The organism is Priestia sp. TGN 0903 (assembly GCF_050846855.1).
Lineage (GTDB): Bacteria > Bacillota > Bacilli > Bacillales > Bacillaceae_H > Priestia > Priestia zanthoxyli.
Window position 1 is genome coordinate 538,387 of the sequence record NZ_JBOZGL010000002.1, and the last position, 21,645, is coordinate 560,031.

General features: G+C 36.5%; 29 protein-coding genes, 1 pseudogene and 1 riboswitch. Of the genes and pseudogenes, 21 read left to right on the forward strand and 9 right to left on the reverse strand.

The window, feature by feature from the left end; genetic code table 11:
* Positions 1-79: 79 nt before the first annotated feature.
* Positions 80-241, reverse strand: a complete 162-nt coding sequence (locus ACRPLY_RS09200) for a hypothetical protein (protein ID WP_155017469.1) — start codon at positions 239-241, stop codon at positions 80-82.
* A gap of 333 nt (positions 242-574) precedes the next feature.
* A riboswitch (SAM riboswitch) is annotated at positions 575-681 on the forward strand.
* A 75-nt stretch (positions 682-756) separates the two neighbouring features.
* Here ACRPLY_RS09200 and ACRPLY_RS09205 point away from each other — a divergent pair.
* The 5 genes from ACRPLY_RS09205 (at position 757) to ACRPLY_RS09225 (ending at position 6,014) form a co-directional block, all read left to right on the forward strand.
* Entirely contained in the window at positions 757-1,767 is a 1,011-nt protein-coding gene (locus ACRPLY_RS09205; protein WP_098113621.1) for a BMP family lipoprotein, read from the forward strand.
* Between the two features lie 81 nt (positions 1,768-1,848).
* Positions 1,849-3,381 carry an ABC transporter ATP-binding protein gene (locus ACRPLY_RS09210; RefSeq protein ID WP_028414928.1) on the forward strand — a complete coding sequence of 511 codons (1,533 nt, stop codon included), beginning with the start codon at positions 1,849-1,851 and terminating at the stop codon, positions 3,379-3,381.
* The gene (locus ACRPLY_RS09215) at positions 3,356-4,423 is read left to right on the forward strand and encodes an ABC transporter permease (protein ID WP_028414927.1); all 1,068 of its coding nucleotides are present in this window, start codon (positions 3,356-3,358) and stop codon (positions 4,421-4,423) included. Before ACRPLY_RS09210 ends, ACRPLY_RS09215 begins: the two co-directional genes overlap by 26 nt.
* Positions 4,410-5,327: an ABC transporter permease gene (locus ACRPLY_RS09220; RefSeq protein ID WP_028414926.1), complete on the forward strand. Its 918-nt coding sequence runs from the start codon at positions 4,410-4,412 to the stop codon at positions 5,325-5,327. The genes ACRPLY_RS09215 and ACRPLY_RS09220 overlap by 14 nt, the downstream gene beginning before the upstream one ends.
* 24 nt (positions 5,328-5,351) lie before the next feature.
* Entirely contained in the window at positions 5,352-6,014 is a 663-nt protein-coding gene (locus ACRPLY_RS09225) for a sulfite oxidase-like oxidoreductase (RefSeq protein WP_028414925.1), read from the forward strand.
* Positions 6,015-6,047: 33 nt separating this feature from the next.
* On the opposite strand, the gene ACRPLY_RS09230 is transcribed toward ACRPLY_RS09225, so the two are convergent.
* Both ACRPLY_RS09230 and moaC read right to left on the reverse strand, forming a co-directional pair.
* A complete protein-coding gene (locus tag ACRPLY_RS09230; RefSeq protein ID WP_047750056.1) occupies positions 6,048-6,560 on the reverse strand; it encodes a MogA/MoaB family molybdenum cofactor biosynthesis protein in 513 nt (170 codons plus the stop codon).
* Positions 6,561-6,572: 12 nt separating this feature from the next.
* Entirely contained in the window at positions 6,573-7,061 is a 489-nt protein-coding gene (gene moaC, locus ACRPLY_RS09235; protein WP_033580001.1) for a cyclic pyranopterin monophosphate synthase MoaC, read from the reverse strand.
* Between the two features lie 114 nt (positions 7,062-7,175).
* Between moaC and ACRPLY_RS09240 the strand changes: the two genes are divergently transcribed.
* A complete protein-coding gene (locus ACRPLY_RS09240; RefSeq protein ID WP_432231763.1) occupies positions 7,176-8,441 on the forward strand; it encodes a molybdopterin molybdotransferase MoeA in 1,266 nt (421 codons plus the stop codon).
* A gap of 14 nt (positions 8,442-8,455) precedes the next feature.
* On the opposite strand, the gene ACRPLY_RS09245 is transcribed toward ACRPLY_RS09240, so the two are convergent.
* Together ACRPLY_RS09245 and ACRPLY_RS09250 are read right to left on the reverse strand one after the other, a co-directional pair.
* On the reverse strand, positions 8,456-8,587 hold the full coding sequence (locus ACRPLY_RS09245; RefSeq protein ID WP_205689793.1) for a YvrJ family protein: 132 nt from the start codon (positions 8,585-8,587) through the stop codon (positions 8,456-8,458).
* Positions 8,588-9,016: 429 nt separating this feature from the next.
* Positions 9,017-9,448, reverse strand: a complete 432-nt coding sequence (locus tag ACRPLY_RS09250) for a terpene synthase (RefSeq protein ID WP_165636185.1) — start codon at positions 9,446-9,448, stop codon at positions 9,017-9,019.
* Positions 9,449-9,597: 149 nt separating this feature from the next.
* On the opposite strand from ACRPLY_RS09250, the gene ACRPLY_RS09255 reads away from it, so the two are divergent.
* A complete protein-coding gene (locus tag ACRPLY_RS09255; protein ID WP_165636186.1) occupies positions 9,598-10,380 on the forward strand; it encodes a GNAT family N-acetyltransferase in 783 nt (260 codons plus the stop codon).
* A gap of 255 nt (positions 10,381-10,635) precedes the next feature.
* Positions 10,636-10,821: a hypothetical protein gene (locus ACRPLY_RS09260; RefSeq protein WP_033580005.1), complete on the forward strand. Its 186-nt coding sequence runs from the start codon at positions 10,636-10,638 to the stop codon at positions 10,819-10,821.
* A gap of 124 nt (positions 10,822-10,945) precedes the next feature.
* On the opposite strand, the pseudogene ACRPLY_RS09265 reads toward ACRPLY_RS09260, so the two are convergent.
* Positions 10,946-11,140: pseudogene (locus ACRPLY_RS09265) on the reverse strand (winged helix-turn-helix transcriptional regulator); the annotation flags it as partial.
* 326 nt (positions 11,141-11,466) lie between these two features.
* Here ACRPLY_RS09265 and ACRPLY_RS09270 point away from each other — a divergent pair.
* Together ACRPLY_RS09270 and ACRPLY_RS09275 are read left to right on the forward strand one after the other, a co-directional pair.
* Positions 11,467-12,036, forward strand: coding sequence for an MEDS domain-containing protein (locus ACRPLY_RS09270; protein ID WP_028414918.1), 570 nt, complete (start codon positions 11,467-11,469; stop codon positions 12,034-12,036).
* A 249-nt stretch (positions 12,037-12,285) separates the two neighbouring features.
* Positions 12,286-13,158: an AraC family transcriptional regulator gene (locus ACRPLY_RS09275; protein WP_049165969.1), complete on the forward strand. Its 873-nt coding sequence runs from the start codon at positions 12,286-12,288 to the stop codon at positions 13,156-13,158.
* Between the two features lie 240 nt (positions 13,159-13,398).
* On the opposite strand, the gene ACRPLY_RS09280 is transcribed toward ACRPLY_RS09275, so the two are convergent.
* Positions 13,399-13,743 carry an SPW repeat domain-containing protein gene (locus ACRPLY_RS09280; protein ID WP_335577273.1) on the reverse strand — a complete coding sequence of 115 codons (345 nt, stop codon included), beginning with the start codon at positions 13,741-13,743 and terminating at the stop codon, positions 13,399-13,401.
* Between the two features lie 189 nt (positions 13,744-13,932).
* Here ACRPLY_RS09280 and ACRPLY_RS09285 point away from each other — a divergent pair, with 189 nt between their 5' ends.
* Complete coding sequence (locus ACRPLY_RS09285; RefSeq protein ID WP_049165968.1) at positions 13,933-14,205, forward strand: DUF3973 domain-containing protein; 273 nt, start codon at positions 13,933-13,935, stop codon at positions 14,203-14,205.
* 43 nt (positions 14,206-14,248) lie between these two features.
* Here ACRPLY_RS09285 and ACRPLY_RS09290 read toward each other — a convergent pair whose 3' ends face one another.
* Positions 14,249-14,890 carry a DUF1232 domain-containing protein gene (locus ACRPLY_RS09290; RefSeq protein WP_028414916.1) on the reverse strand — a complete coding sequence of 214 codons (642 nt, stop codon included), beginning with the start codon at positions 14,888-14,890 and terminating at the stop codon, positions 14,249-14,251.
* 119 nt (positions 14,891-15,009) lie between these two features.
* On the opposite strand from ACRPLY_RS09290, the gene ACRPLY_RS09295 reads away from it, so the two are divergent.
* The 10 genes from ACRPLY_RS09295 (at position 15,010) to ACRPLY_RS09340 (ending at position 20,969) form a co-directional block, all read left to right on the forward strand.
* Positions 15,010-15,591 (forward strand): manganese efflux pump, encoded by a 582-nt coding sequence (locus ACRPLY_RS09295; RefSeq protein ID WP_165636189.1) that lies wholly within the window; start codon positions 15,010-15,012, stop codon positions 15,589-15,591.
* 324 nt (positions 15,592-15,915) lie between these two features.
* A complete protein-coding gene (locus tag ACRPLY_RS09300) occupies positions 15,916-16,410 on the forward strand; it encodes a DUF3267 domain-containing protein (protein WP_432231839.1) in 495 nt (164 codons plus the stop codon).
* Positions 16,411-16,899: 489 nt separating this feature from the next.
* Entirely contained in the window at positions 16,900-17,304 is a 405-nt protein-coding gene (locus ACRPLY_RS09305) for a hypothetical protein (RefSeq protein WP_047750070.1), read from the forward strand.
* A gap of 621 nt (positions 17,305-17,925) precedes the next feature.
* Positions 17,926-18,111, forward strand: coding sequence for a hypothetical protein (locus ACRPLY_RS09310; RefSeq protein WP_367076895.1), 186 nt, complete (start codon positions 17,926-17,928; stop codon positions 18,109-18,111).
* 81 nt (positions 18,112-18,192) lie between these two features.
* Positions 18,193-18,474 (forward strand): DNA-binding protein, encoded by a 282-nt coding sequence (locus ACRPLY_RS09315; RefSeq protein WP_432231764.1) that lies wholly within the window; start codon positions 18,193-18,195, stop codon positions 18,472-18,474.
* Positions 18,475-18,684: 210 nt separating this feature from the next.
* Positions 18,685-18,984 carry a DUF2089 family protein gene (locus ACRPLY_RS09320; RefSeq protein ID WP_251469557.1) on the forward strand — a complete coding sequence of 100 codons (300 nt, stop codon included), beginning with the start codon at positions 18,685-18,687 and terminating at the stop codon, positions 18,982-18,984.
* On the forward strand, positions 18,984-19,274 hold the full coding sequence (locus tag ACRPLY_RS09325; protein ID WP_432231765.1) for a hypothetical protein: 291 nt from the start codon (positions 18,984-18,986) through the stop codon (positions 19,272-19,274). The genes ACRPLY_RS09320 and ACRPLY_RS09325 overlap by 1 nt, the downstream gene beginning before the upstream one ends.
* Before the next feature lie 27 nt (positions 19,275-19,301).
* Positions 19,302-19,577, forward strand: a complete 276-nt coding sequence (locus ACRPLY_RS09330; protein ID WP_063247136.1) for a hypothetical protein — start codon at positions 19,302-19,304, stop codon at positions 19,575-19,577.
* A 218-nt stretch (positions 19,578-19,795) separates the two neighbouring features.
* Positions 19,796-20,329 carry a hypothetical protein gene (locus ACRPLY_RS09335; RefSeq protein ID WP_367076896.1) on the forward strand — a complete coding sequence of 178 codons (534 nt, stop codon included), beginning with the start codon at positions 19,796-19,798 and terminating at the stop codon, positions 20,327-20,329.
* A gap of 121 nt (positions 20,330-20,450) precedes the next feature.
* Positions 20,451-20,969 carry a YfiT family bacillithiol transferase gene (locus ACRPLY_RS09340; protein WP_098999659.1) on the forward strand — a complete coding sequence of 173 codons (519 nt, stop codon included), beginning with the start codon at positions 20,451-20,453 and terminating at the stop codon, positions 20,967-20,969.
* A 204-nt stretch (positions 20,970-21,173) separates the two neighbouring features.
* Here ACRPLY_RS09340 and ACRPLY_RS09345 read toward each other — a convergent pair whose 3' ends face one another.
* On the reverse strand, positions 21,174-21,644 hold the full coding sequence (locus ACRPLY_RS09345) for a hypothetical protein (RefSeq protein ID WP_028414910.1): 471 nt from the start codon (positions 21,642-21,644) through the stop codon (positions 21,174-21,176).
* Position 21,645: the final 1 nt, after the last annotated feature.

Consider the following 21,645-nt stretch of genomic DNA (forward strand, 5'->3'; position numbering starts at 1 on the left):
TAGAATTACTACATACTAAAATCATTAAAAGAAAACACCACCTTGCGAATAAAAGGTGGTGTTTTTTTGTTAGATTATCTCATCTTAGTTTTGCTCTTGCTACCCCTGTTACGACCATACTCGTAATAAAAATAACTACGATTCCAATGTTGGTCGGGGTATCAAAAAATATTTTTGAAACGGCTAAAGCGATAATAAGCCCAATGGCTATGCCAGATAATTCTTTCATTAATTTCAACATTAACACCTCTTAACAATATCGCTAAGGAAAAGTCTAACATTATTGGTAAAGTGGTTTCAATTAATAACACATTAACCGAAGAAGCATAATAGAATTTATTTGCTACCACTAAATCCTTTCGACAGTCAACAAATTCAGTATAAGCGCTTTGTGAAGAAGTATAGAATGATTCAAGAAATGAGGTAAAGGCTTTAACTTCTATTTTAGTAGACTAAAACCATATAATCCTATCTGTTTTTAAAGTTTTTTTGTATGAAAAAGAAAAATAATATTGACAATTATTAAAAAACTATTAATATTGACTATATTACATAAAACAAATAGCTATTGTTTTCCTTATCAAGAGAGGTGGAGGGACTGGCCCTGTGAAACCCGGCAACCGCTGTCTATGACAGAATGGTGCCAAATCCTTAAGAACAGTATGTTCTTGAAGATGAGGAAGAGACGTTTGGTTAACGAGCTCTTCCTTTATATAAAGGAAGAGCTTTTTTTATATTATAGGGGGAGTAAGTTAAATGAAGAGATTTCTTATTTTAGCAGTTGCGCTTGTACTACTCGTAACTGGCTGTCAGTCAAAAAGCACAAAAAGCAGTGGAAGTGAAGAGAAAGGAAAGAAGCGAATTGCTCTTGTTTTGCCTGAAAAGATTGGGGTTAACCCGTTTTTTCAGCAAATGGATGAGGGAGCAAAACGAGCTGGGAAGAAGTATAACATTGATGTAAAGACAATTGAATCTACAGATCAAGCAGCCATTGAAAGTAATTTGCGTGCTGCCGTAGCAGAAAATTATGACTTGATTATTACATCTTCTTTTGAATCCGAAGATGCGTTGAAAAAAGTAGCTCAAGAAAATCCGCAGCGTCAATTTGCGATTATTGATACAGTGGTTGATTTACCAAATGTAAGAAGCGTTGTATTCCGTGAACAAGAAGCTTCATATTTATTAGGAGCAGCCGCAGGATTGATTACGAAAACGAATAAAGTAGGAATGGTTGCAGCTGATGATATTCCATTATTAAAAAAATGGACGGTAAGCTTTAAAGAAGGACTAGAATCAACAAATCCAAAAGCAGAGTTTTTAGTAAACTATGTTGGAAGCTTCTCTGATCCAGCTAAAGCAAAAGAACTTGCTATTTTACAGGCTTCAAAAGGCGCTGATTTTATCGCTGGAGCATCAGCTGTAGGCGACTTGGGTGTATTTGAAGCAGCAAAAGAAAAAGGTTTTTATACGGCAGGCCAAGATATTGACCGTACGGAAGTAGATCCTGAGCATATCATTTTATCGCAGTTAAAAGGATCTGATGCGGCTGCTTATGAAACGGTAGAAGCACTAGCAAATGACAAATTTAAATCGGGCGTAGTGACATACGGCTTAAAAGAAAAAGGTGTTGGGTTAACGTATGTGACTCAAGACAGCAAGACACCTCTTAATGACTTTGTAGGACAAGATGTAATTGATCAATTAAAAGAAATTAAAGATTCGATTATTGATGGAAAAACAGTGGTAAAAGATCCGTTAGCAAAGTGAGTTGAGAAGAGAAGTCGAGTAAGGCTGGCTTCTCTTTCTTATTTTTGAAAAAAACCTAAAGGGAAAGGAGCAATGAATGGAATGAGTGAGCTGTTGCAGTTAACGAATTTGACGAAGAAATACGGTTCATTTTTAGCAAACGATAACGTGTCTTTTACGCTGAAAAAAGGGGAGGTTCACGCGCTGGTCGGAGAAAACGGTGCTGGTAAAACAACGTTGATGAGGATGCTTTACGGAATGGAAAAGCCGAGTTCAGGAAGTGTTCAGCTGCACGGGAAACCTGTTTCGTTTTCATCTCCTGCGGATGCGATTAAAAACGGAATAGGCATGGTGCATCAGCATTTTATGGTTTTTCCTCATTTTTCAGTGGCTGAAAATATTGTCTTGGGGCATGAGCCAAAGAAAGGTCTCTTTTTCAACAGAAAGCAGGCGAAAGCAGATGTACAGCAATTAACCCAAACTTATCAAATTTCAGTGGATGTTCATAAAAAAGTAAAGCATTGCTCAATTGGGGAACAGCAAAAGATTGAAATTTTAAAAGTGCTGTATCAAGGAGCAGAAATTATTATTTTAGACGAGCCTACCGCCGTTCTTACTCCTCATGAAGTAAAGGAACTATTAAAAACAATCCGGTTTTTGGCTTCTCAAGGAAAAAGCATCATTATTATTACACATAAGCTGCAAGAAGTGATGGAAGTAGCGGACCGAATTACAGTTCTTCGAAATGGTAAAGTAGCCGGCGTCACAAGTAAAGAAGATACCAATGCTCACCATTTAGCGAGACTAATGGTAGGGAGAGAATTAAAAGAGCGTCCTGCAAGAGTGCCATCACAAAGCACTTCTCATTTAAGCGTACAAAATCTCTTTTTAAAAGGAAAAGGACAAAAAAACGTATTGCAAAATGTGTCTCTTCACGTTTCTGCAGGCGAAATTGTCGGTATTGCAGGGGTTTCAGGAAATGGGCAGTCAGAGCTGCTTCAAGCAATTGCTGGATTAGTAGAAACAGACACCGGAAGTATCAAACTTGGAGATGAAGATCTTACAGGGCGATCTGTGCGTGAAAGAAGAGAGGCAGGAATTGCTCATATTCCAGAAGACCGCTATATGTGGGGAGCCTCTAAAGACGATACGATCGAGGAAAATGCGCTGATGGGCTATCAGTATAAAGCTTCTTACTCGAAGATGGGCTGGCTGAAAAGAAAGATATTCAAGTCGAGCGTGGAGGAATGGATAAATGAATTTTCGATTAAAGCCACTTCATCTAAGCAAAAAGCAGGAGAACTGTCTGGGGGAAATCTGCAAAAATTAATTGTTGCAAGAGAGCTTGGCCAAAACACCTCTTTTCTACTTGCTGCCGAACCAACGCGAGGAGTGGATATTGGGGCAATGGAACGTATTCATGATGCCTTGATTCAAAAAAGGAATAATGGCTCTGCTATTTTACTTGTATCGTCTGAGCTGTCGGAGATTATCTCACTATCAGATCGAATTTTAGTGATGTACGAAGGCAGTATTGTCGGAGAGCTTACAAGAGAAGAAGCGACGGAAGAGAAACTAAGCATATTAATGGCAGGAGGAACGGTAGAAGGTGATACAGTTGCAGAAACTTCTTAAATCATTAATCCAACCGATTATTGCGGTCATTTTTGGCTTAGCGATAGGAGGCATTATTATCTCCTTAACAGGTGGTTCGGTTTTCCAAACATATACAGAGCTCTGGAATGGAGCGTTTGGTAATTTTTATTTCTTCACCACTACGCTGGCTCGCGCTACGCCTATTCTGTTAATTGCGTTAGGTGTGGGATTTGCTTTTAGAGCAGGTGTGTTTAATTTAGGGGGAGAAGGACAAATGGTCGTTGGAGCGATTAGTGCAGCGATTGTTGCTTATTACCTGCCGGCTCCAGGGATAGTCAAGCTGATAGCAGCCATTGCCGCTGCTGTTGTGGCAGGGGGATTGCTTTCCGTTTTAGCAGGATGGATGGAAGCCGCGTTTAAAATTCAGCTTGTCATTTCGACCCTTTTATTAAATTATATCGCTGTTTTATTTGCAAGTTATTTAGCAGGTCACCCTTTTCAAGATAAAACAGGCTCAGCTGCTCTCGCTCAGACGCCTATGATTGAGCAATCAGCATGGCTTGGAAAAGTGTTTCAAGGAATGCCTCTTCATGTCGGATTTATCATTGCTCTAGTGGGTGCGCTGCTGCTATGGACGGTGCTTCGCTACTCTGTGTTTGGCTATGAAGTAAACGCATCCGGGAAAAATCCGTTGTTCGGAGCGTATGGAGGCATTCATCAGGTAAAAGTCATGCTGTTTAGCATGTTTATTAGCGGAAGCTTGGCTGGATTAGCAGGAGGATTTGAAGTGCTTGGTTCACAGTACCGATTTGTAGACGGTGCGCTCACCGTTCCTGGATATGCATGGACTGGAGTGATGGCTGCTCTGTTAGCAAATTCAAATCCAATCGGCATTGTTTTTACGTCTCTTTTACTTGCCGCTTTGCAAACAGGAGCGATGGGGCTAGAGCGTAATACAGAAATTCCGTTAGAAATTGCGAGTATTATGCAAGCTGTTCTTATTCTATTTATCTCAGCGAAATTTACAAAGCAGTGGTGGAAAGCCAAAAAGAAAGGAGCTGATATTCGTGGAGCTGCTTGATTGGTCACTGTTAAATGCAACGCTGCGAATGGTTGCACCGATTTTATTAGCGGCGCTAGGCGGAATGCTTTGCGCGCGCGTAGGCATATTTAATGTAGGGCTAGAAGGTCTAATTTTGATTGGAGCTTTTAGCGGGATTGCGGGCAACTATTATACTCATAATGTCTTTTTTGCGATCGTGATTGCGGCTGGAGCAAGCTTACTTTTTGCTTTGCTTTTTGGAATGATGGTCGTGATGTTTAAAGCAAATGAAATTGTCGTTGGGGTGTCTATTAATTTTTTAGCACTGGGCTTAACGACATTTTTACTCCGGACTATTTTTCATACAAAAGGTGCCTATTACGATAAAAACATGCACGGGATAGGTACATGGGATATTCCTTTAATTAAAGACATACCTATAATCGGCGACATTGTTTCCGGGCAGTCACCGCTTGTCTATTTTGCTTTTTTAGCAGCTATTGCTTTTTATATCTTCTTTTATCGAACGATTTTTGGTTTTCGTCTTCTAGCAGTAGGCTACAATAAAGTAGCAGCAAGTACGCTTGGGTTGAAAGCAATAAGATATCAGCTGTTTGCGATTGCAGCATGCGGAATCCTGTGCGGGATCGCGGGAGCACAGCTTTCGTTAGGGCAAGTCACGATGTTCTCAGAAGGCATGACTTCAGGGCGTGGATTTATCGCACTTGTTGCGATGATGCTCGGTCAGTCTCATCCGCTCGGTATTTTAGCGTCAAGTATCCTTTTCGGCTTAATGGATGCCATGAGCACACGACTGCAAGGTTTTTCAATACCGACTGAGTTTACGATGATGGTCCCTTACGTACTTACATTAGCCGCGATGTTTTTCTTACGAGATAAAGGTGTCGAAACGAATCAAACAAGTCAGCAAAGTGCACGCTGATAAAAAAATAAAGAGGTGGTACCTATGAACAAAGCAGACCGTATTAAACGAATGAAAACACCAGAAATTGATCCAAAGTATGAAGGACGAGTGCCTCCGGGGCAAGTAGTGACAGAGCGCTTTCCTATTTTACATGAAGGCGACGTGCCGGAGTATAACTTAGAGGAGTGGACGCTTCGCGTGTTTGGGTTGGTAGACAAAGAAGTGACGCTTTCGTATCAAGATATATTGAACATGCCTCAAACAACGGTGAAATGTGATATTCATTGTGTAACGAGATGGACAAGACTTGATAATGAATTTACGGGCGTGCTGTTTACAGACTTTTTAAAAGCAGTTGGCGTGGAGTTGAAAAGTAAATACATCATGCTGCACGGAGATAATGACTATACGTCAAACATTGAAGTAAAAGATTTACTGAGAGACGATATTCTTCTCGCTCATTCCTTTAACGGAGAGCCGCTTACACCTAAGCATGGATATCCGCTGCGATTGGTTGTGCCGCATTTGTACTTTTGGAAAAGTGTCAAATGGCTTCGAGGCTTTGAAGCTATTGATGAAAACCATCCGGGCTTCTGGGAGCAAAACGGCTTTCATCTTAGAGGAGATCCGTTTAAAGAAGAGCGTTTTTCTGGAGAAGATTTAGGCATTCCAGAAGATGAGTGGGTACATAAAGACTATGATTAATGAAAATGCCTATGCGCAAGCATAGGCATTTTGTTAGCGCTGGCGGTTTAATTCCCACACAACGTGGCGAAGTTCAGGCAAAATCAGTTTGGTCATAGCTAGGCGAACAGCACCGCTTGATCCTGGTGTAGAAAAAACGGCTTTTTCGTTAATCGTCCCGGCAATTGCCCGGCTCATAATCGCTGCGCTGCCAATGTCTTCGGTGTAGCTCAGCATGCGAAACAGCTCGCCAAACCCGACGATTTCTTTATGAATCAGCGCTTGAACGGCTTCAATTGTGACGTCACGTTTTGTAATGCCGGTTCCGCCGTTTGTGAGAACAACGTCAATGTCCTCAGCACTGCATCCGGCAAGTATCGCTTGTTGAATCGACGTTTGATCGTCTTTTACAATTTCATAGGAAGCGACCTGCATCTCGTGTTCTTTCAGAAGTTGGATCATCAGCGCGCCGCTTTTATCGGTTTCTTTTGTGCGTGTATCGGATACGGTAATGACTTTGCAGCGAACGGGCTGAGTTGCTTTGGATTTATGTTCATGTACGCTCATTATGTACCTCCTTTACGCTTCCGTACGCTTGTAGTCACCGTTTTTGCCGCCTGATTTTTCAAGCAGATATGTTTCGCCGATAATCATGCCTTTATCAATGGCTTTGCACATATCATAAACGGTTAGAGCGCAGGCAGAAGCGGCAGTTAAAGCTTCCATTTCAACGCCCGTTGAGCCTTCCGTTTTAACAGTTGCTTCTATTAATAAACGATACTTGTCATTGCTTGTATCCCAGTCAAATGAAAGGTTTACGCCTTTTAATAAAAGAGGGTGACACATCGGAATAATGTCAGACGTGCGTTTTGCTGCCATAATCCCTGCTACTTGTGCGACAGCAAGCACATCGCCTTTTCCGATTTTATGTTCTACAATGGCTTCGTGAATTTCTTTGTTAACGAGTATGCTTGAACGAGCTGTTGCAACGCGGCGAGTGATAGATTTTTCGCTAATATCGACCATATTGGCACGGCCTTGGTCATTAAAATGTGTAAAAGAAGACATCGGTGTTTTCATCCTTTTTCAGTAAATTTTGTTGTATGATAGAAATAGTGAGATATGCTATGATTTTACACCATAGCGTAAAAAGTGAACAGACATAAAGGAAGTGAAGAATGTATGTTAGAAAGCAGAACACCTATTTCAATTCCTGAAGCAATTGAAAAAGTTATGACATATAAAAGAAAAGGCAGCATCGAACGCGTATCGATCACCGAAAGCTACGGGCGCTATTTAGGAGAAGATATTATTGCCGACCAAAACGTGCCTCATTTTAATAAATCGCTTTATGACGGCTTTGCGGTTCGAGCACAAGACTGCGTAGAAGTATCAAATGAACATTCTGTAGAGTTCGAAGTTGTAGGTGAAATCGGCGCTGGTTCTGTTTTTGAAGAAGAAGTAAAGCCGTTTCAAGCAGTGCGTATTATGACAGGAGCACAAGTGCCTCATTCATGTGATGCGGTTGTGATGCTTGAAGTAACGAAGTCGTATGAAAAAGAAGGCAAAACGTATATGGCGTTAAGCAGGCGGGCTTCAAAGTGGGAACACATTGCGTTAAAAGGAGAAGAAACAAAAAAAGGAGACGTGCTCGTTTCAAAAGGAACGCGCATCAATCCGGGCGTCACCGCTTTTTTAGCTACGTTTGGCTATGCGGATGTAGCCGTGGTGAAGCAGCCGATTGTTGGCGTGTTAACAACAGGAAGCGAACTGCTTGATGTGAACGAGCCGCTAGAACCAGGGAAAATCCGCAACAGCAACTCTTATATGGCACTTGCACAAATCGTAAGAAGCGGGGGAATTCCGAAATATTTAGGGAAGCTTGAAGATGATTTTGACCGCTGCTATGAAGCGGTAGAAAAAGCGCTTGAAGAAGTGGATATTTTACTGACAACCGGCGGAGTATCCGTTGGCGACTATGATTATTTACCGGCTATTTATGAAAAGCTTGGCGCCAATGTGCTGTTTAACAAAATTGCGATGCGACCGGGAAGCGTCACAACAGTCGCAGAACGAAACGGACAGCTGCTGTTTGGATTATCAGGAAACCCATCTGCTTGCTATGTCGGGTTTGAACTGTTTGTACGTCCGATTGTTCGCAGCTTTTTACATTCACCGGCGCCTCATTTACATAAAACAAAAGCGGTGTTAAACGGCCGTTTTAAAGAGCCTAATGCATTCACAAGAATGGTACGGGGAGAAATGACAGACGAAGGCGGAAGGCTCTTAGTAACGCCTGTTGGCATGGACAAGTCAGGCGCTATTTCGTCATTAGCTGCAGCAAACGCACTGATTGTTCTTCCAGGCGGAGAGCATGGATATGATAAAGGAATAGAAGTGGACGTGCTGCATCTTGAAGACGAAGGTACGAGCTCGCTTTGGGTATAAAAACAGAAGTCTGCTTATTGCTTGTCCTTTTTTTCAATAAGAATTTGAATCAGCTCTGTAATTCGATCTAATTTGCTTTCAATGCGAACAAGTAAATAAAAAGATAGCGCAACTGGAAAGCCTAAATCTTTAATATAACTAACCAAGTTTTCTATAATAGCATACCTCCTTCACGTAGAAGATATATTATCATATGTGATTTCTAAGTATTTGTTCGCAGGGTATACGTCCATTTTTAAGACAAAAGTCCTTGAAAAATAAGAAAAAGCAGCCTCGGCATTGGCAAGCGAGGCTGCTTTTTTGTAAGGGTTCATTTATACGTATTCGAGTATAAATGACTACTGGATTTTAACATGTTTTTGAATATAAATACTACTTTGGATGTGTTCTAACATATGAATAAAAGGTGCACTTTTAATTCATCGATTATGTTGGTCCTCCTAATCAAAAGCCAACTAAATGAAGGGTGTATAAAAAGCGGCATATTCTATAAAAGTGACTCTTTCAGAACCCTTACTTCCCTAGGGGTTCTCTTTTTTTCTATGTGCCTAAGAGGGTGGTTTGTGTACACGGTCTTAATCCTGAGATAAATAAATCCAGTTGATTTCATCAAATTCCTCAATACTATAATTTGAGCCTATGTTTTTTAATATTTTATTGAAGAATTTTAGATTAACTTCATGATTATACAAATCTTCTTGAATGTATTCTTTTATAATAAAGTTTGTTAAATTTGTATTGTTAACAAAGTCTGAAAAGAACGATGTTATAAGGTCTGAATCTTCTGCATTTAATTTTTCATCATTAATGATTGAAATCTTAAAGACGTTTAAAATTGCGTTAATATCTTCTTCATCCATGTAACATAATGGATCTAGTTTTTTATCTTCTTCTGTAAATGGACTTCGAGTGTCTTCAATGACTACATATGATATGATTCTTCCATTTCTTGTTACATGGAAAATCTCTAAATCACGCAATTTTAAAATTCTATGAAGCGATATCATAAGTTCCTCCTGCTAACATGTTGATGTACGATATTTTTATAAATTAGATATTGTTAAATCTGTAGTATTCAGTTTACAGTAAAATAGTCTTGTGTGGTATTAATTAACACATATATAAACATATACTTTGTTAAGGAGGAGTAGATAAAATGTATTATTTAGAACCAAAAGATTATGATAAGATACATAACATTTTAAAAGCGTCATTTAAGACTCCTACATTTGCTTTTTCTGTCGTTAATCATGTTATTGAAGGATCTGTGTATGTAAATGATCGTATGAGGCCAACGTCAGGATTTCTTAGAATACCTGCAGGTGACTATTATGTATTTGGTAAAGGAAATGATGGGGTGTTTAATAAATCTCTCTATCGTTACTTTGTTGAGAATGTTTATGGTAAGGAAAAACGTTTTACTGTTTTTACTCCATCGACCGACTGGGAGGCTTTTTTTGACGAGACTTTCGAACCGTACGTAAAGAAAATGATGCGTTCTAAGTATAGATTTGTTGCTTCAAAAGTTCCTTCTAAGTATAATCTTCCCGATCTTTATGAGTTAAAAGATTTTAACTCCGACGCTTTAAGAAAAAGTAAGAATTTTAATGAATCATATATAGTGGATTACTGGGGATCAGAAAGTCATTTTCTGAAAAGCGGATTAGGCGTTTGTGTTATCCATAAAGAAAATATTGTCGCTGAATGTGTGTCGATCTTTCATAGTGGAACAATAGCTGAAATCGATATTGTGACTAATCCTAGCTATAGAGGACGGGGACTGGGAAAGATAGTAGGTCAAGAGTTTATAAAAAAGTGTTTAGAAAAGAACGTTATGCCTGCTTGGGATTGCGATAATAATAATGAAGCGTCAAAAGTATTAGCTAGTAAACTTGGATTTTCTAATGAAGAGAGTTACGCTCTATATGTATTAAAATGAAAAGCCCTAGAAATATGGTTTTTTTCTTTGTACCAACAACATATTTTAAGTTAACTAAGTCTAATTATGATAGGTATGTTTAAATACTGTTCTAAAGGTATGTTACAATGTAATTATAAGGAAGAAGAGGTGGATATAGGGATGTTGACGGCAGTAGTTGTAACTGTTTCAATTTTATCTTTAGCTTGGATTGTAGGGAAAAAAGAGCAGCCGAGGAAACAATGATTAGAAGAAAAAGCATCTGAGGTGGTATATATGCAAAGACAGCAAGGCATTACTGTCCTTTTATTAATGTTAGGAATGGCAGCTATTTCTTTAGGGATGGCTTTGAAAAATGTATTTGAGTACTCTCCTACGGTGGGATGGCTTCTAGGAACCGCAATATTAACAGGTAATTCTATTTATACAGGTGTACAAATTAAAAAGAAAAGTCATACATAATTAATTTCAAAAGTGCTTGGATAAACATTATCCAAGCACTTTTTTAGCTTATTACATTACAGTAACTACTCGTGTATAGGCTACATCTAAAGTACACGAATCTATTAATAAATATAATTTATATTTAAATTTCTTCTTTTTCCATTGCTCTCGCATTAATAATTCTGTTCTTATGCGTTTCTCCCCAGTCTTTCATAAGTAAAATGATTGGTTCGAGAGATCTTCCGAATTCGGTTAGGGAGTACTCTACTTTTGGGGGGATTTCTTTATAGATTTCACGGTGAACAATCCCGTCTTTTTCTAACTCTTTTAATTGAAGGTTTTGAGAGGACATAAGTGAATATAGAAGAAACGTTGGAGCTTCTCTTTTAAGTTTAATTCCATAATTACTTCTTGTTAGGTTTTAATCGTATTTGAAAAGGGTATAGTATCCTTTAGTCAAGCTGCTAGAATAATTGTCGCAAACGTTTGCAATCAATATAGATACACTGTTCTAAAAACAGCTGTCCACCCCAAAACAAAGGGAAGAACATCCAATTTTGACATGCAGGAACGCAAAGCGTAGAATCTTTCTAACAGATAAACAAATTACTATTTTAAGAGGCTTAAAATTTAGGTTGATTTTATATAAGGGAGCGTACATATTTGAAAAATCAGTTTGCTCAATTAATACAGAATAATGAAAGCGTTCATATTTACTACAACATTGACGATATGAAAAGTTACTTAGACAATCTTGTGTCTTATATTGTTTCGGGTATTGAACAGAAGAGACATACTTTAGTTATAGAAAGTGAAAGATTAATTCCATTAATTTTTGAAAAATTAGAGGGAATTCTAACTAAAGATCAATTAACCTATATACATACTATTAATAATTTTGATTATTACTGTTCAAGTGGAAGTTTTCAGCCTGCCATAATCTTTGAACACCTTTCTAGACACTTAGATCCTTTCTATAAAAACAATACATCTTTTCAAATATGGGCTCATGTAGAATGGGGACAGCAAGAAGGAATTATACCTATTCTAGAAGAGTTTGAAAATGAAGCCGATAAATTAGTAAATAAAGGCGGATTGTATTTAGTATGCGCTTATGATGAAGAGAGAGTACCAGAAGTTCTTAAGCTCGCTTTAATGAAATGCCATCCATACGTAATTTTAGAAAATAAAATTGCGCCATCCCATTTATATGTAATGACAGATGCAGTGTAATTGCTATTTTGGTTGGGATTTGCTCATAAAAACACAGGTGAATAGAGAACAAATAAAGAGCCTTATACTTTAAGGCTCTTTATTTGTTGTTTTCGAAAGTTATTATGTTAACTAAAATTGCATCTTGAATAGCTTGTTTAAGTTTGTGAAAACTTATGAACAGAAGAAAAAAGCCTGCATAACTGTGCATGAAATGTCGGATAGCTCTATTCAAATCCTGCTATTCTGATAATAAGGGAGGTCATATAAATGGATTTGCTTAGAAATATGAATAGAGCTTTAGACTATATTGAGGAGAATTTAACCAATGATATCGATTTTAGAGAAGTAGCAAGACTGGCTCTTTGCTCTGAGTATCACTTTAAAAGAATGTTTTCTTTTCTTGCAGGTATTACTTTATCAGAATATATTCGCCGAAGACGACTTACACTTGCAGCATTTGAACTTAAAGATAGTAACATCAAAGTCATTGATGTTGCGATCAAGTACAATTACAGCTCACCGGATTCGTTTACAAGAGCTTTTCAAAATTTGCATGGTATAACTCCTTCCGAAGCTAAAAAGAGCGGCAGTTCACTTAAAGCATTTCCAAAAATGACCTTTCAGTTATCAATTAAAGGGGGAAATGAGATGAATTATCGCATTGAGGAAAAAGAGGCCTTTCATATAGTCGGTATTAAAGAAAGAGTTCCAATAATCTTTCATGGAGTCAATCCAAAGATTGCTGCTATGTGGGAAAGCTTGAACGATGAAACAATACGTGAATTAAAAGAACTTTCTAATGTTACACCATTAGGTTTGCTTAGTGCATCTGTGAACTTTTCTGAAGGGAGAATGGAGGAAAAAGGGCAGCTGGACCATTATATCGGTGTAGCCACAACTAAGGATTGTCCCGATCATTTAGTACAACTTGAAGTGCCAGCTGGAACATGGGCTGTATTCGAAGCAGTCGGACCATTTCCTGACACATTACAAGATGTATGGGGACGAATTTATTCAGAATGGTTTCCGGCCTCAACTTATGAACAAGTAGAAGGACCGGAAATCTTATGGAATGAACATAAAAATGTAACGTCGCCAACCTTTAAAAGTGAAATATGGATACCCGTGTTAAAAAAGTAATGATGACTCCGTAATGGAGAGCAAAGGTAGATCGCAAATGTGATCTACCTTTGCTACTTTATAGCTTTCTATCAACTACATTACGTTGACTAAATAAATATGTACCGTCCTTACATAAAAAGCAGAAAAAGCTCCCTATTTCCGTAGGGAGCTTTTCTGCTAGGAGAATTATTTCTCACATAGTCGATACGTTGCGGTATCTTGAGTAGTTTAAGCAAACACTGGAATATTATTCGCTTTTTAACTTACAGCTTTTAATTTTAATCTTGCTTTAGAGTTCAAGCTCCATAAACTAAGTAATACGGTCATTAACCCAAGTATGACGCTAGACCAAAACACACCGTCTGTTAATGAATAAATAAAGGGAAAAAGAATAAACCATAATCCGGTAATGAGCGAAATCCAATGTTGCCATGAATTCCATCCGGGTTTAGTAACTCCCCAAAAAGACATAATCACTTGAAGGGTTCCAAATACAATACTTGCTGACGTAGCCCCTGCATCGTATGAAAACCCAAGCATCCACGGGGCCATAACAAACCAAATACCGATTAAAGCGTTAGCAATTCCTCTTGCTTTCATCATTATCTCTCCTCAAATTATGACACTCGTAGTGATGTCATGATTAAACTATATGTTTGTAAGTAACGTGTGTTGAGTATTCATCAACGCCTGTTGAGATTTTTTCAACTTTTCATGTAGGAACAAGCACTTCTGTTGATGAGTTCTCATAAGATGTTTCAAAATCAAGTATAAGAAAGAGAGTGAAAACAAATGTACTATTGTGTTAATTGCTGCAGATTGCAAAATGAACATCTTATTAAGAGTAAGTTATTTGAAAATGGAGTCTATATAGATCCATTTGTAGGAGAGAAAATCCCTTTAGGTATGTGTGCACATAGATGCAACCATGAGTCATGCGAGCCATGTAAAAAAGAAAAAATTATTAAAAAGATTGTGCCAAAGGAATTATCTAAATTAAAGAAGGCAATAGAGTATTTACCTGCTCATCGTCATGGTTCAGAAAAAGTTCCATTTTCACAATAAATAGCGGAATGCCGCGTTCAGTTCCCTTAATAAAACTCAGTTTTTATTCCGTAAGTTGATTCATCACTAGTTGTACAGCTATTGCATCGTCTAAATAACCGATTGGAAAGACGTAGTCTGGAATAATATCGGTAGGCAAAATAAAATACAATAGCGCACTTCCCAATATAGAGCGCTTGGCGGCTGAGGTTTCTTCGCTACAATATTCAAGATACATTTGCTTTAATTGGTCGATGAAAGTACCAACGCTTCCTACTTGCTCTATTTTGGATTGAAAGTTATTTATGATCATGCTGTGTCCTTCGTCTGTCTGTGCATATTGCTTATATTTTGTTAGTTCTTGTTTTACACGTTCAATCGTAAAGTTGGTATCTGCTATATTAAAAGATTTAAGTATTTCTTGAATTTTATCGATGGAGTAATGAATGCCTGTTTCTAGTTCATTTTCTGTATGGTTTGAAGCAGCTTCAGCAGGATCAATCAATGCTTCAAGAGGCGTATTTAAATAGTGTGCAAATTGCTTTAAATGATGTAGATTTGCTTGCTGCTTTCCATTTATAATCCGTGAAATAGTTGCCGTATCAATCCCCGTAAGTGAGCTTAGTTTCCGCATAGATAAAGCATTTTCCTTTAATAAAGACCGTAATAACAGACCAAGGCTTTGTTCATTTTGGATGTTAGACATTGCGATTCACCTCTTTATATTTTTCAACGCGCAGTAATCATTTTATTGAAGGTTTATCAACAATATATGCAACAAGTAAGCAAATTTCCTCAATATTATCATCAAAAGGAGAATACAAAATGGAATGGTTATTCATTTTAGGTTTTGCCCTATCATCAAGTATAGATAACTTTGGTGTAGGAATATCTTATGGAGTACGAAAAATCAGGATCAAATGGCTTTCAAATTTACTAATAGCAGCTATTTGTTTCCTCTTTAGCATGGTGGGAATTATGTTTGGCAGGTGGATTTCAACAATCTTACCGGGAGTGTTCCATGTTATTGTAGCCGTCGTATTATTAACGCTAATTGGAATTCGAATTATTTTATTAGCTGGTTCCCAAAAAAATAATGGAATTGATGAACTAGATAGTAGTGGTCAAGAAAACGTACGATATATTGGCTGGGTTGAAAGCAGTGTGCTAGGTGTTGCACTTTCAGCCAATGCACTTACAAACGGTCTAGGAGCGGGTTTACTTGGTTTATCACCTTTAGCTATTTCGCTTACATCAGCATTTGGTAGTTTTATAACGGTATGGCTAGGAGTAATGGTGGGGCAAAAAGCAGCAAATGTTCAAATCGGCAGCTTTACATTAGGTCAATGCGGAACGTTGATAAGCGGGATTACGATTTTAATTGTAGCTTTTACTCAAATATTTTAAAAGAAGACACGCCATTTAAAGCAAGTGGCGTCTCTTCCTTATGTTTTAAGTTAGTACATTATGTTGATCAAGTTCGTATATCGTGTTCATCCACTAACCTATGATAAAATGGAAATATAATCAATATATTCTTTATATTAGGGGGGAGGGACATATTGATCAACTCACAAATGCTGCAGTGTATTTACTTACTCAATATTTAAATAATAAAGCGTAATATATATTAGGAGATTTTACGTTAAAACAAACGCATAATTAGTGGAAGTTTGGACAAGGGAGGGAACGCTTATCATCAGTTGGTTTCGTCACTTGCCACAAATAAGCATGGACTTTTCTGAATGGACACCTTTTATCCAGAATACGTGGTATCGAAAACACTATATGAAGTTTGTATATTTGCTTCAGATTATTATTCTATCAATACCTTATTTCTTTGGAGCAGGCTTTACTCACATCAATCTCTTTTATCTTATTATAATGGGTATGATTGTCTTTGCTATTCATGAATGTCTGCACGTTTTAGTCGTATATAAAAAAGGTGATGTGAGCTTGACATTTAGCGGAATATTTTTCTGGCTCAATACAAATGCAACTCTATCTAAAACGAGATATTGGATCTTTATGAGCTTGCCTTTTCTTGTATTATCGATAGTTCCTGCTATTACGTCGTTCTATGTATCAGGAAACATTAGATCCATCCTATTATTTGTATGTTGGATAAATACATTCATTTCTGGCTCAGATATCTATAACTCATTTTTAATTGCTATTAAACCGAAGAACTCGTTTTTTTGCAGAGGTTATTATCACGTAAAATAGTAGTAGATTGGTTTATTTGTATTCACATCTAGAAAAGGAGCACCTGTAGTAATTAGGTGCTTTTTTTGTGCTGATAAAACGAGCCGGTATTCCAAGATAAAAGTAAGGATTGTAGTGTTTACTGTAATAGGTAAACTAGACGATGTTTTCTAAAGGTACTGTCTTTGGAGTTACTAATACCATAAAGTAATTCAATAATTTTGTAAAAGGTGTTTGACATTATGAAATTTTTACCATAAACTATATATGTAAAAGATGTTTTACATGTTGGTGTAGAGGGATATAAATGCACCACCGAATGAAAGAACCTTAGGAAACCAAAGAAATTATCCTCGGAGGGGCTAGTGAATGCGTGCTAAGTTTCCAGGCAAATGATTAATACTGTTGAAATTATTAAGTATGATTCAAGTTAGTTCTAGCGTTTCTAGTAGTACAGAATTTTAATGTAAGTGATGACGAATTATTTTTGTATAGAAGCAGGAGGGATTTATGGTGAATAAGGAGAGAAGAAACAATGTAGTTGGAGGTATTATATTAGGTATTATTACTTTAGGGCTGCTTACTTTATACATAACGGATTTTATAAATGACAAGAAATTAAATCTAAATAGTATTCTAGGAATTGTCCTTTTATTAATTGCCTGGTTGCAATTTAGTACATGGGGATCTGATAAAAAAGTACAAAAAGATGAAATGGGAAAGAAAATTGCTGCTATCAGTGCAAAGACAAGCTATCATATCCTAACAATAGCTCTTTTTGTTCTTTGGGTACTAGATCGAATTATTTTCGTCAGAAGAAATGATTTTGGCAACATATCTTTATTTGCAGCGATATGTCTTTCTTTAATTATTTTTCCGATTGTCCAATTCTTTTCGGCAAGGCGATATAGATAAAAATCAAAAAATTTAGAACCACTGTGGTTCTAAACTTTTTGATTTTTATAAGAAGCTAGAAGGATGTACACTATTTATTTACTAAAAAAATTCTTTTTTACTCTAAATTTCAACAAGGTAGAGCAGATTCCAAACGGCACTGAACAACTAAGAGAAAAAAAGAGGAATGGTTTAACTAAACTCAAGTTTATAAAAAACTTACGATCATCTATTGAGATAAGTAGTGAAATAAGTACGGAGCTAATGAATGCAGTTATAACACCGAACACAACATACCATACTAGCTCAACTATATATTTATGCCTCGTTTGATTCTTTACAATAGCATCGATTATGAAAGAAGAAGGAATTCCTAATACAATTACAAATAGTGCAATATACATAAATCCAAACATTATTTGGTCTAGAAAATGGTTTAAGCTCATTTGCTCGTAACCATTAGAAAAAGATAGTCCAGAAAGAACTAAGCTACCGCACAAGGTAGAAATTAAAAACGATATAACTTTTTTCATGATCCTATAATCTCCCCGCTCATCAATAAGCCTATTTTAACATTTAAAAGTAAAATAAGTATAATTATGTTAAAATATAACTATATTTATTTTTTTGGTGGTGAAATAGATGGATAATCGAAGCTTGGGTTTACTTTTAGTCGGCTCAGGAACAGTCTTTTTGATTTTAGCTTTAACATTACATATAGCTGGATTATTATATGGTGTTATTTTAGGAAGCAGCATATTATTAAATGTTTCAGGGGCAGGTATACTTATGAAGTTTATAGCTGATGAAAAACTGGCTAATTTGTAGAGATCTTATAAAGTAAGATCTCTTTGTTATGAATCTTACGCTAGAATGTATTTATTAGAAATGTTTGGGGGGTATCCTGTTTTGGAAATGAACTTTTTTTGGTTAGCGTTAGGATTAGCTGCCCTTGGTTATTTTATAGGCGATGGTTTAAAAAATTTTAGTAAACCTCAAAGGAAATCAAAATATCCTTATTTGATTAAAGAAAAAGATCTACACTACCACTTTCATTTGAGTAAGGGTGAAATTGAAGAACTGTTAACTAAATGTCCTGGAGCTCCAAAAATAGAGCTGAAAGGGACTACATATTATCCGTATCATAAATTCGTTGACTGGCTGTCGTCTAATGAAATCTATAAGGTGTAAAGGAGGGGAAGCATTTAGTCTTTAAAGACTAGATGCTTCTTTTTTTGAAGATTGGATTTTAATGCCATTGCCACTAGAAATAAACGCTATATAAACTACAAACACTAATAAAACGAAACTTTAATTTATTAGTGTTTTTAATTTTATTAAAAAAAACTTTAACTTTATTTAAGTTCATGGTATATTAAAAAAAGGAAGAGGTGGTTATATATGGATAATAAGGATGTTCCTTCATGGATACTGTCGTTAGAAAGTGATGATGTAGAGTTTATAAGAAAATTTGTATTAAATTCAGGCTCTTTAAAACAGCTTGCAAAAGACTACGAAGTGTCCTATCCAACTGTTCGTATACGTTTGGATCGTTTAATACAAAAGATTGAGATAAATGAAGAACATGATAAAGAAGAATTAATTAGTCTTGTTAAAAAGCTTGCCATTGAAGAGCGCATTAGCTTAGAAGATGCCAAGCTGATTATAGAGAAATATAAAGATGAAAAGGGGATTAAGTAATGTCTGATTGGAGTACAATTGCAGCTATTTCTATTGCAATTTTAAGTCATCATTTTTTATCTACTAGAGCAAACATGTATTGGGGAGCTATCGTTCCAACGGCTTTTCTATCCTATTGTGGATGGAGATTGTTTAAAAATCATCAAATACTAATGGATCATCCTGTAAAAGCTCCTTTAGCAATCCTTTTTGTACTGTTTATATTTATTGTGGATTGGGGAACAGGGAGAGATTCTTATAAACAGAAGCAGCAAAATGAATTAAATAAGATGAAAACTCAGGATATATAAAGGAAACTTTGAAAGGGAGATTAAATCATGCCTCATCATTTGTTATTTTTTGTACTGATATGTGCCGTTCATTACTTTTTATCTACTCGAGCAAGTGTATACTGGGGAGCGATTATGCCAACAGCTTACTTAGTATACTGCGGATGGATATTTACAGCTCACCAAATAAATCACCCAATCAAATTAATTTTATTGCTTTTATTTGGTTTAAGTATATTTCTCATCGAATGGGAAGAAGGAAGAAAGATTTTTAAAAAGAAGCAGCAAGATGAATTAAATAAGATGAAAACTCAGGATATATAAAGTAGCATAAAGGCAAAAAAGCAAAGAGAACATTCTCTTTGCTTTCTTTATCACGATTCACCATTATAAAGTGCAAAGGTAGAAACGCCTAGAAATATAAAAATATACGTATGTCATGGTTATCTAGGTTATCTTTGCCTAGAATCGTTGTGCATGTTACATAACCTTTCAATTTTAGGTAATAATATTTTGGAAAATATAGTTTGAGGAGACAATTCATGCGTAAGTATAAAAGAAAATTGATCATTTCTTTAAGCGTGCTAATCTTTCCATGGTTAACCGTGCCTTTTATAGGAACAAAATCATTTGTCCGTTTTTTGCCTGTAGCTACTTTCGCTAACTTATTCATCATTGTGTTTACCGTCATTGCCAATCAGAAAAAATGGTTTAGAAATAACAATCCTTTATTTCCTAAAGCACCTATAGATTTTACTTATATTTTAGGTCCGCACTTAATAGGAACACTTTGGATATTTAAGCTAACGTACGGCTCTTTTCTAAAATACTTACTTGCCAATACGGTGTTAGACTGGTTTAATATTTTCCCTTTTGGCGGTGCTTTGAAAAAAGTGGGCATCTTTAAAATGAAAAAGATGTCGCCAAGCATGTACTGGGGGATGACTACGGTTTTAGCCGTTGTTTTATATGGATATCAGTACATTGTGGAAAAAGTAATTAGGCAAACCAATGATTCTCAGTCAAGATTACAAGTGCTTAAAGCAACTATCCAAAAAGGATCTTCCAATAGCTGAAGATCTTTTTTTATTTATTTTTAACACTTTATCCGTCTGTTGTTTATTCTGAATATTCAAGTTTATTTTCATATAGAGTGTTATACTAGATATTAACAAAATTAGAAAGGGAGGAAGAAGTATGTTTAATCAATATCCCATTGGAAAATTTACCGTGAAGAAAAATATTCAAAAAGAAGATATTCAAGGTTGGATTCATGACATTGGAGATGCACCAAAGCAATTAGCTTATGCTGTAGAAGGGCTGACAAACGAGCAGTTAGCTACGCCTTATCGAGAAGGCGGTTGGAAATTAAGTCAAGTTGTCCATCATTTGGCTGACTCACATATGAATGCTTATACTCGTTTTAAATTAGGCTTAACAGAGCAAGCACCTACTATTAAGGCCTATGATGAAGTAGCTTGGTCGACTCTGCCTGATAATGATTTACCGATAGAAGTTTCTCTTCAACTTTTTTCAGCTTTACATAAGCGTCTTCATAAAGTTTTAAACTCACTTGATGAAAAAGATTTGAAGAAAATGATCCACCATCCTGAAAATGGGGAAGTGACGATTGAGCAATTAATAGCCACTTACGCTTGGCATGGAAAGCATCATATTGCTCATATTACCACATTAAGAAATCAAAGAGGATGGTAGAATGGCATTTAACATATGTTAGAACTAAAAAAGCTCTTTTTAAGAGCTTTTTTGGTTCTAATAAATGACATTATGCTAATTAAAGAGTATACAGCTTAAAAACAGAAAAACTCCCTCAATCCGTCAAGGAAGTTATCTCTAATCCTGAATAGTAATTCATTCATCCTGCATCTCGCTATTATATTGTACGGTGATGACTTATTTTTATAAGCCATCAGATCTAACTTTTGAAACACCTAAGGCAAGGTTTTTCCACAAAGTTTGTTCAACCATTTCGGCATCCACCGTACGACAATCCACAATGAGTATGACTTCTGAATGTTTGCCACGCAGAAGTCGTTGATTTTTCCTGATTACTTTAAATATAAATAGTTTAATTCCCAATCCTAAGCTAAATCCGATAAAAGCACTAATAATTCCCCAATAAATAGGGCCCCAGCTTAGTTTAAAGCCAATGCTTGCACCAATGACGGAAAAGGCTGTGGCTAAAGCCATTCCTAAATCAATAAGAGAAACTCCATCTGCTCGATGAAGGCTATCAAAAATCCGGCGATTTTCTGTTCGATTATTAAGAGGAACAATAAATATATCCCTTTTCTTTATCCCTTTTCTCTCTAGCTCCGAAACAGCTAACTCTATGTAACTGGAGTATTCAAATGTAGAAAAGATCTGCATG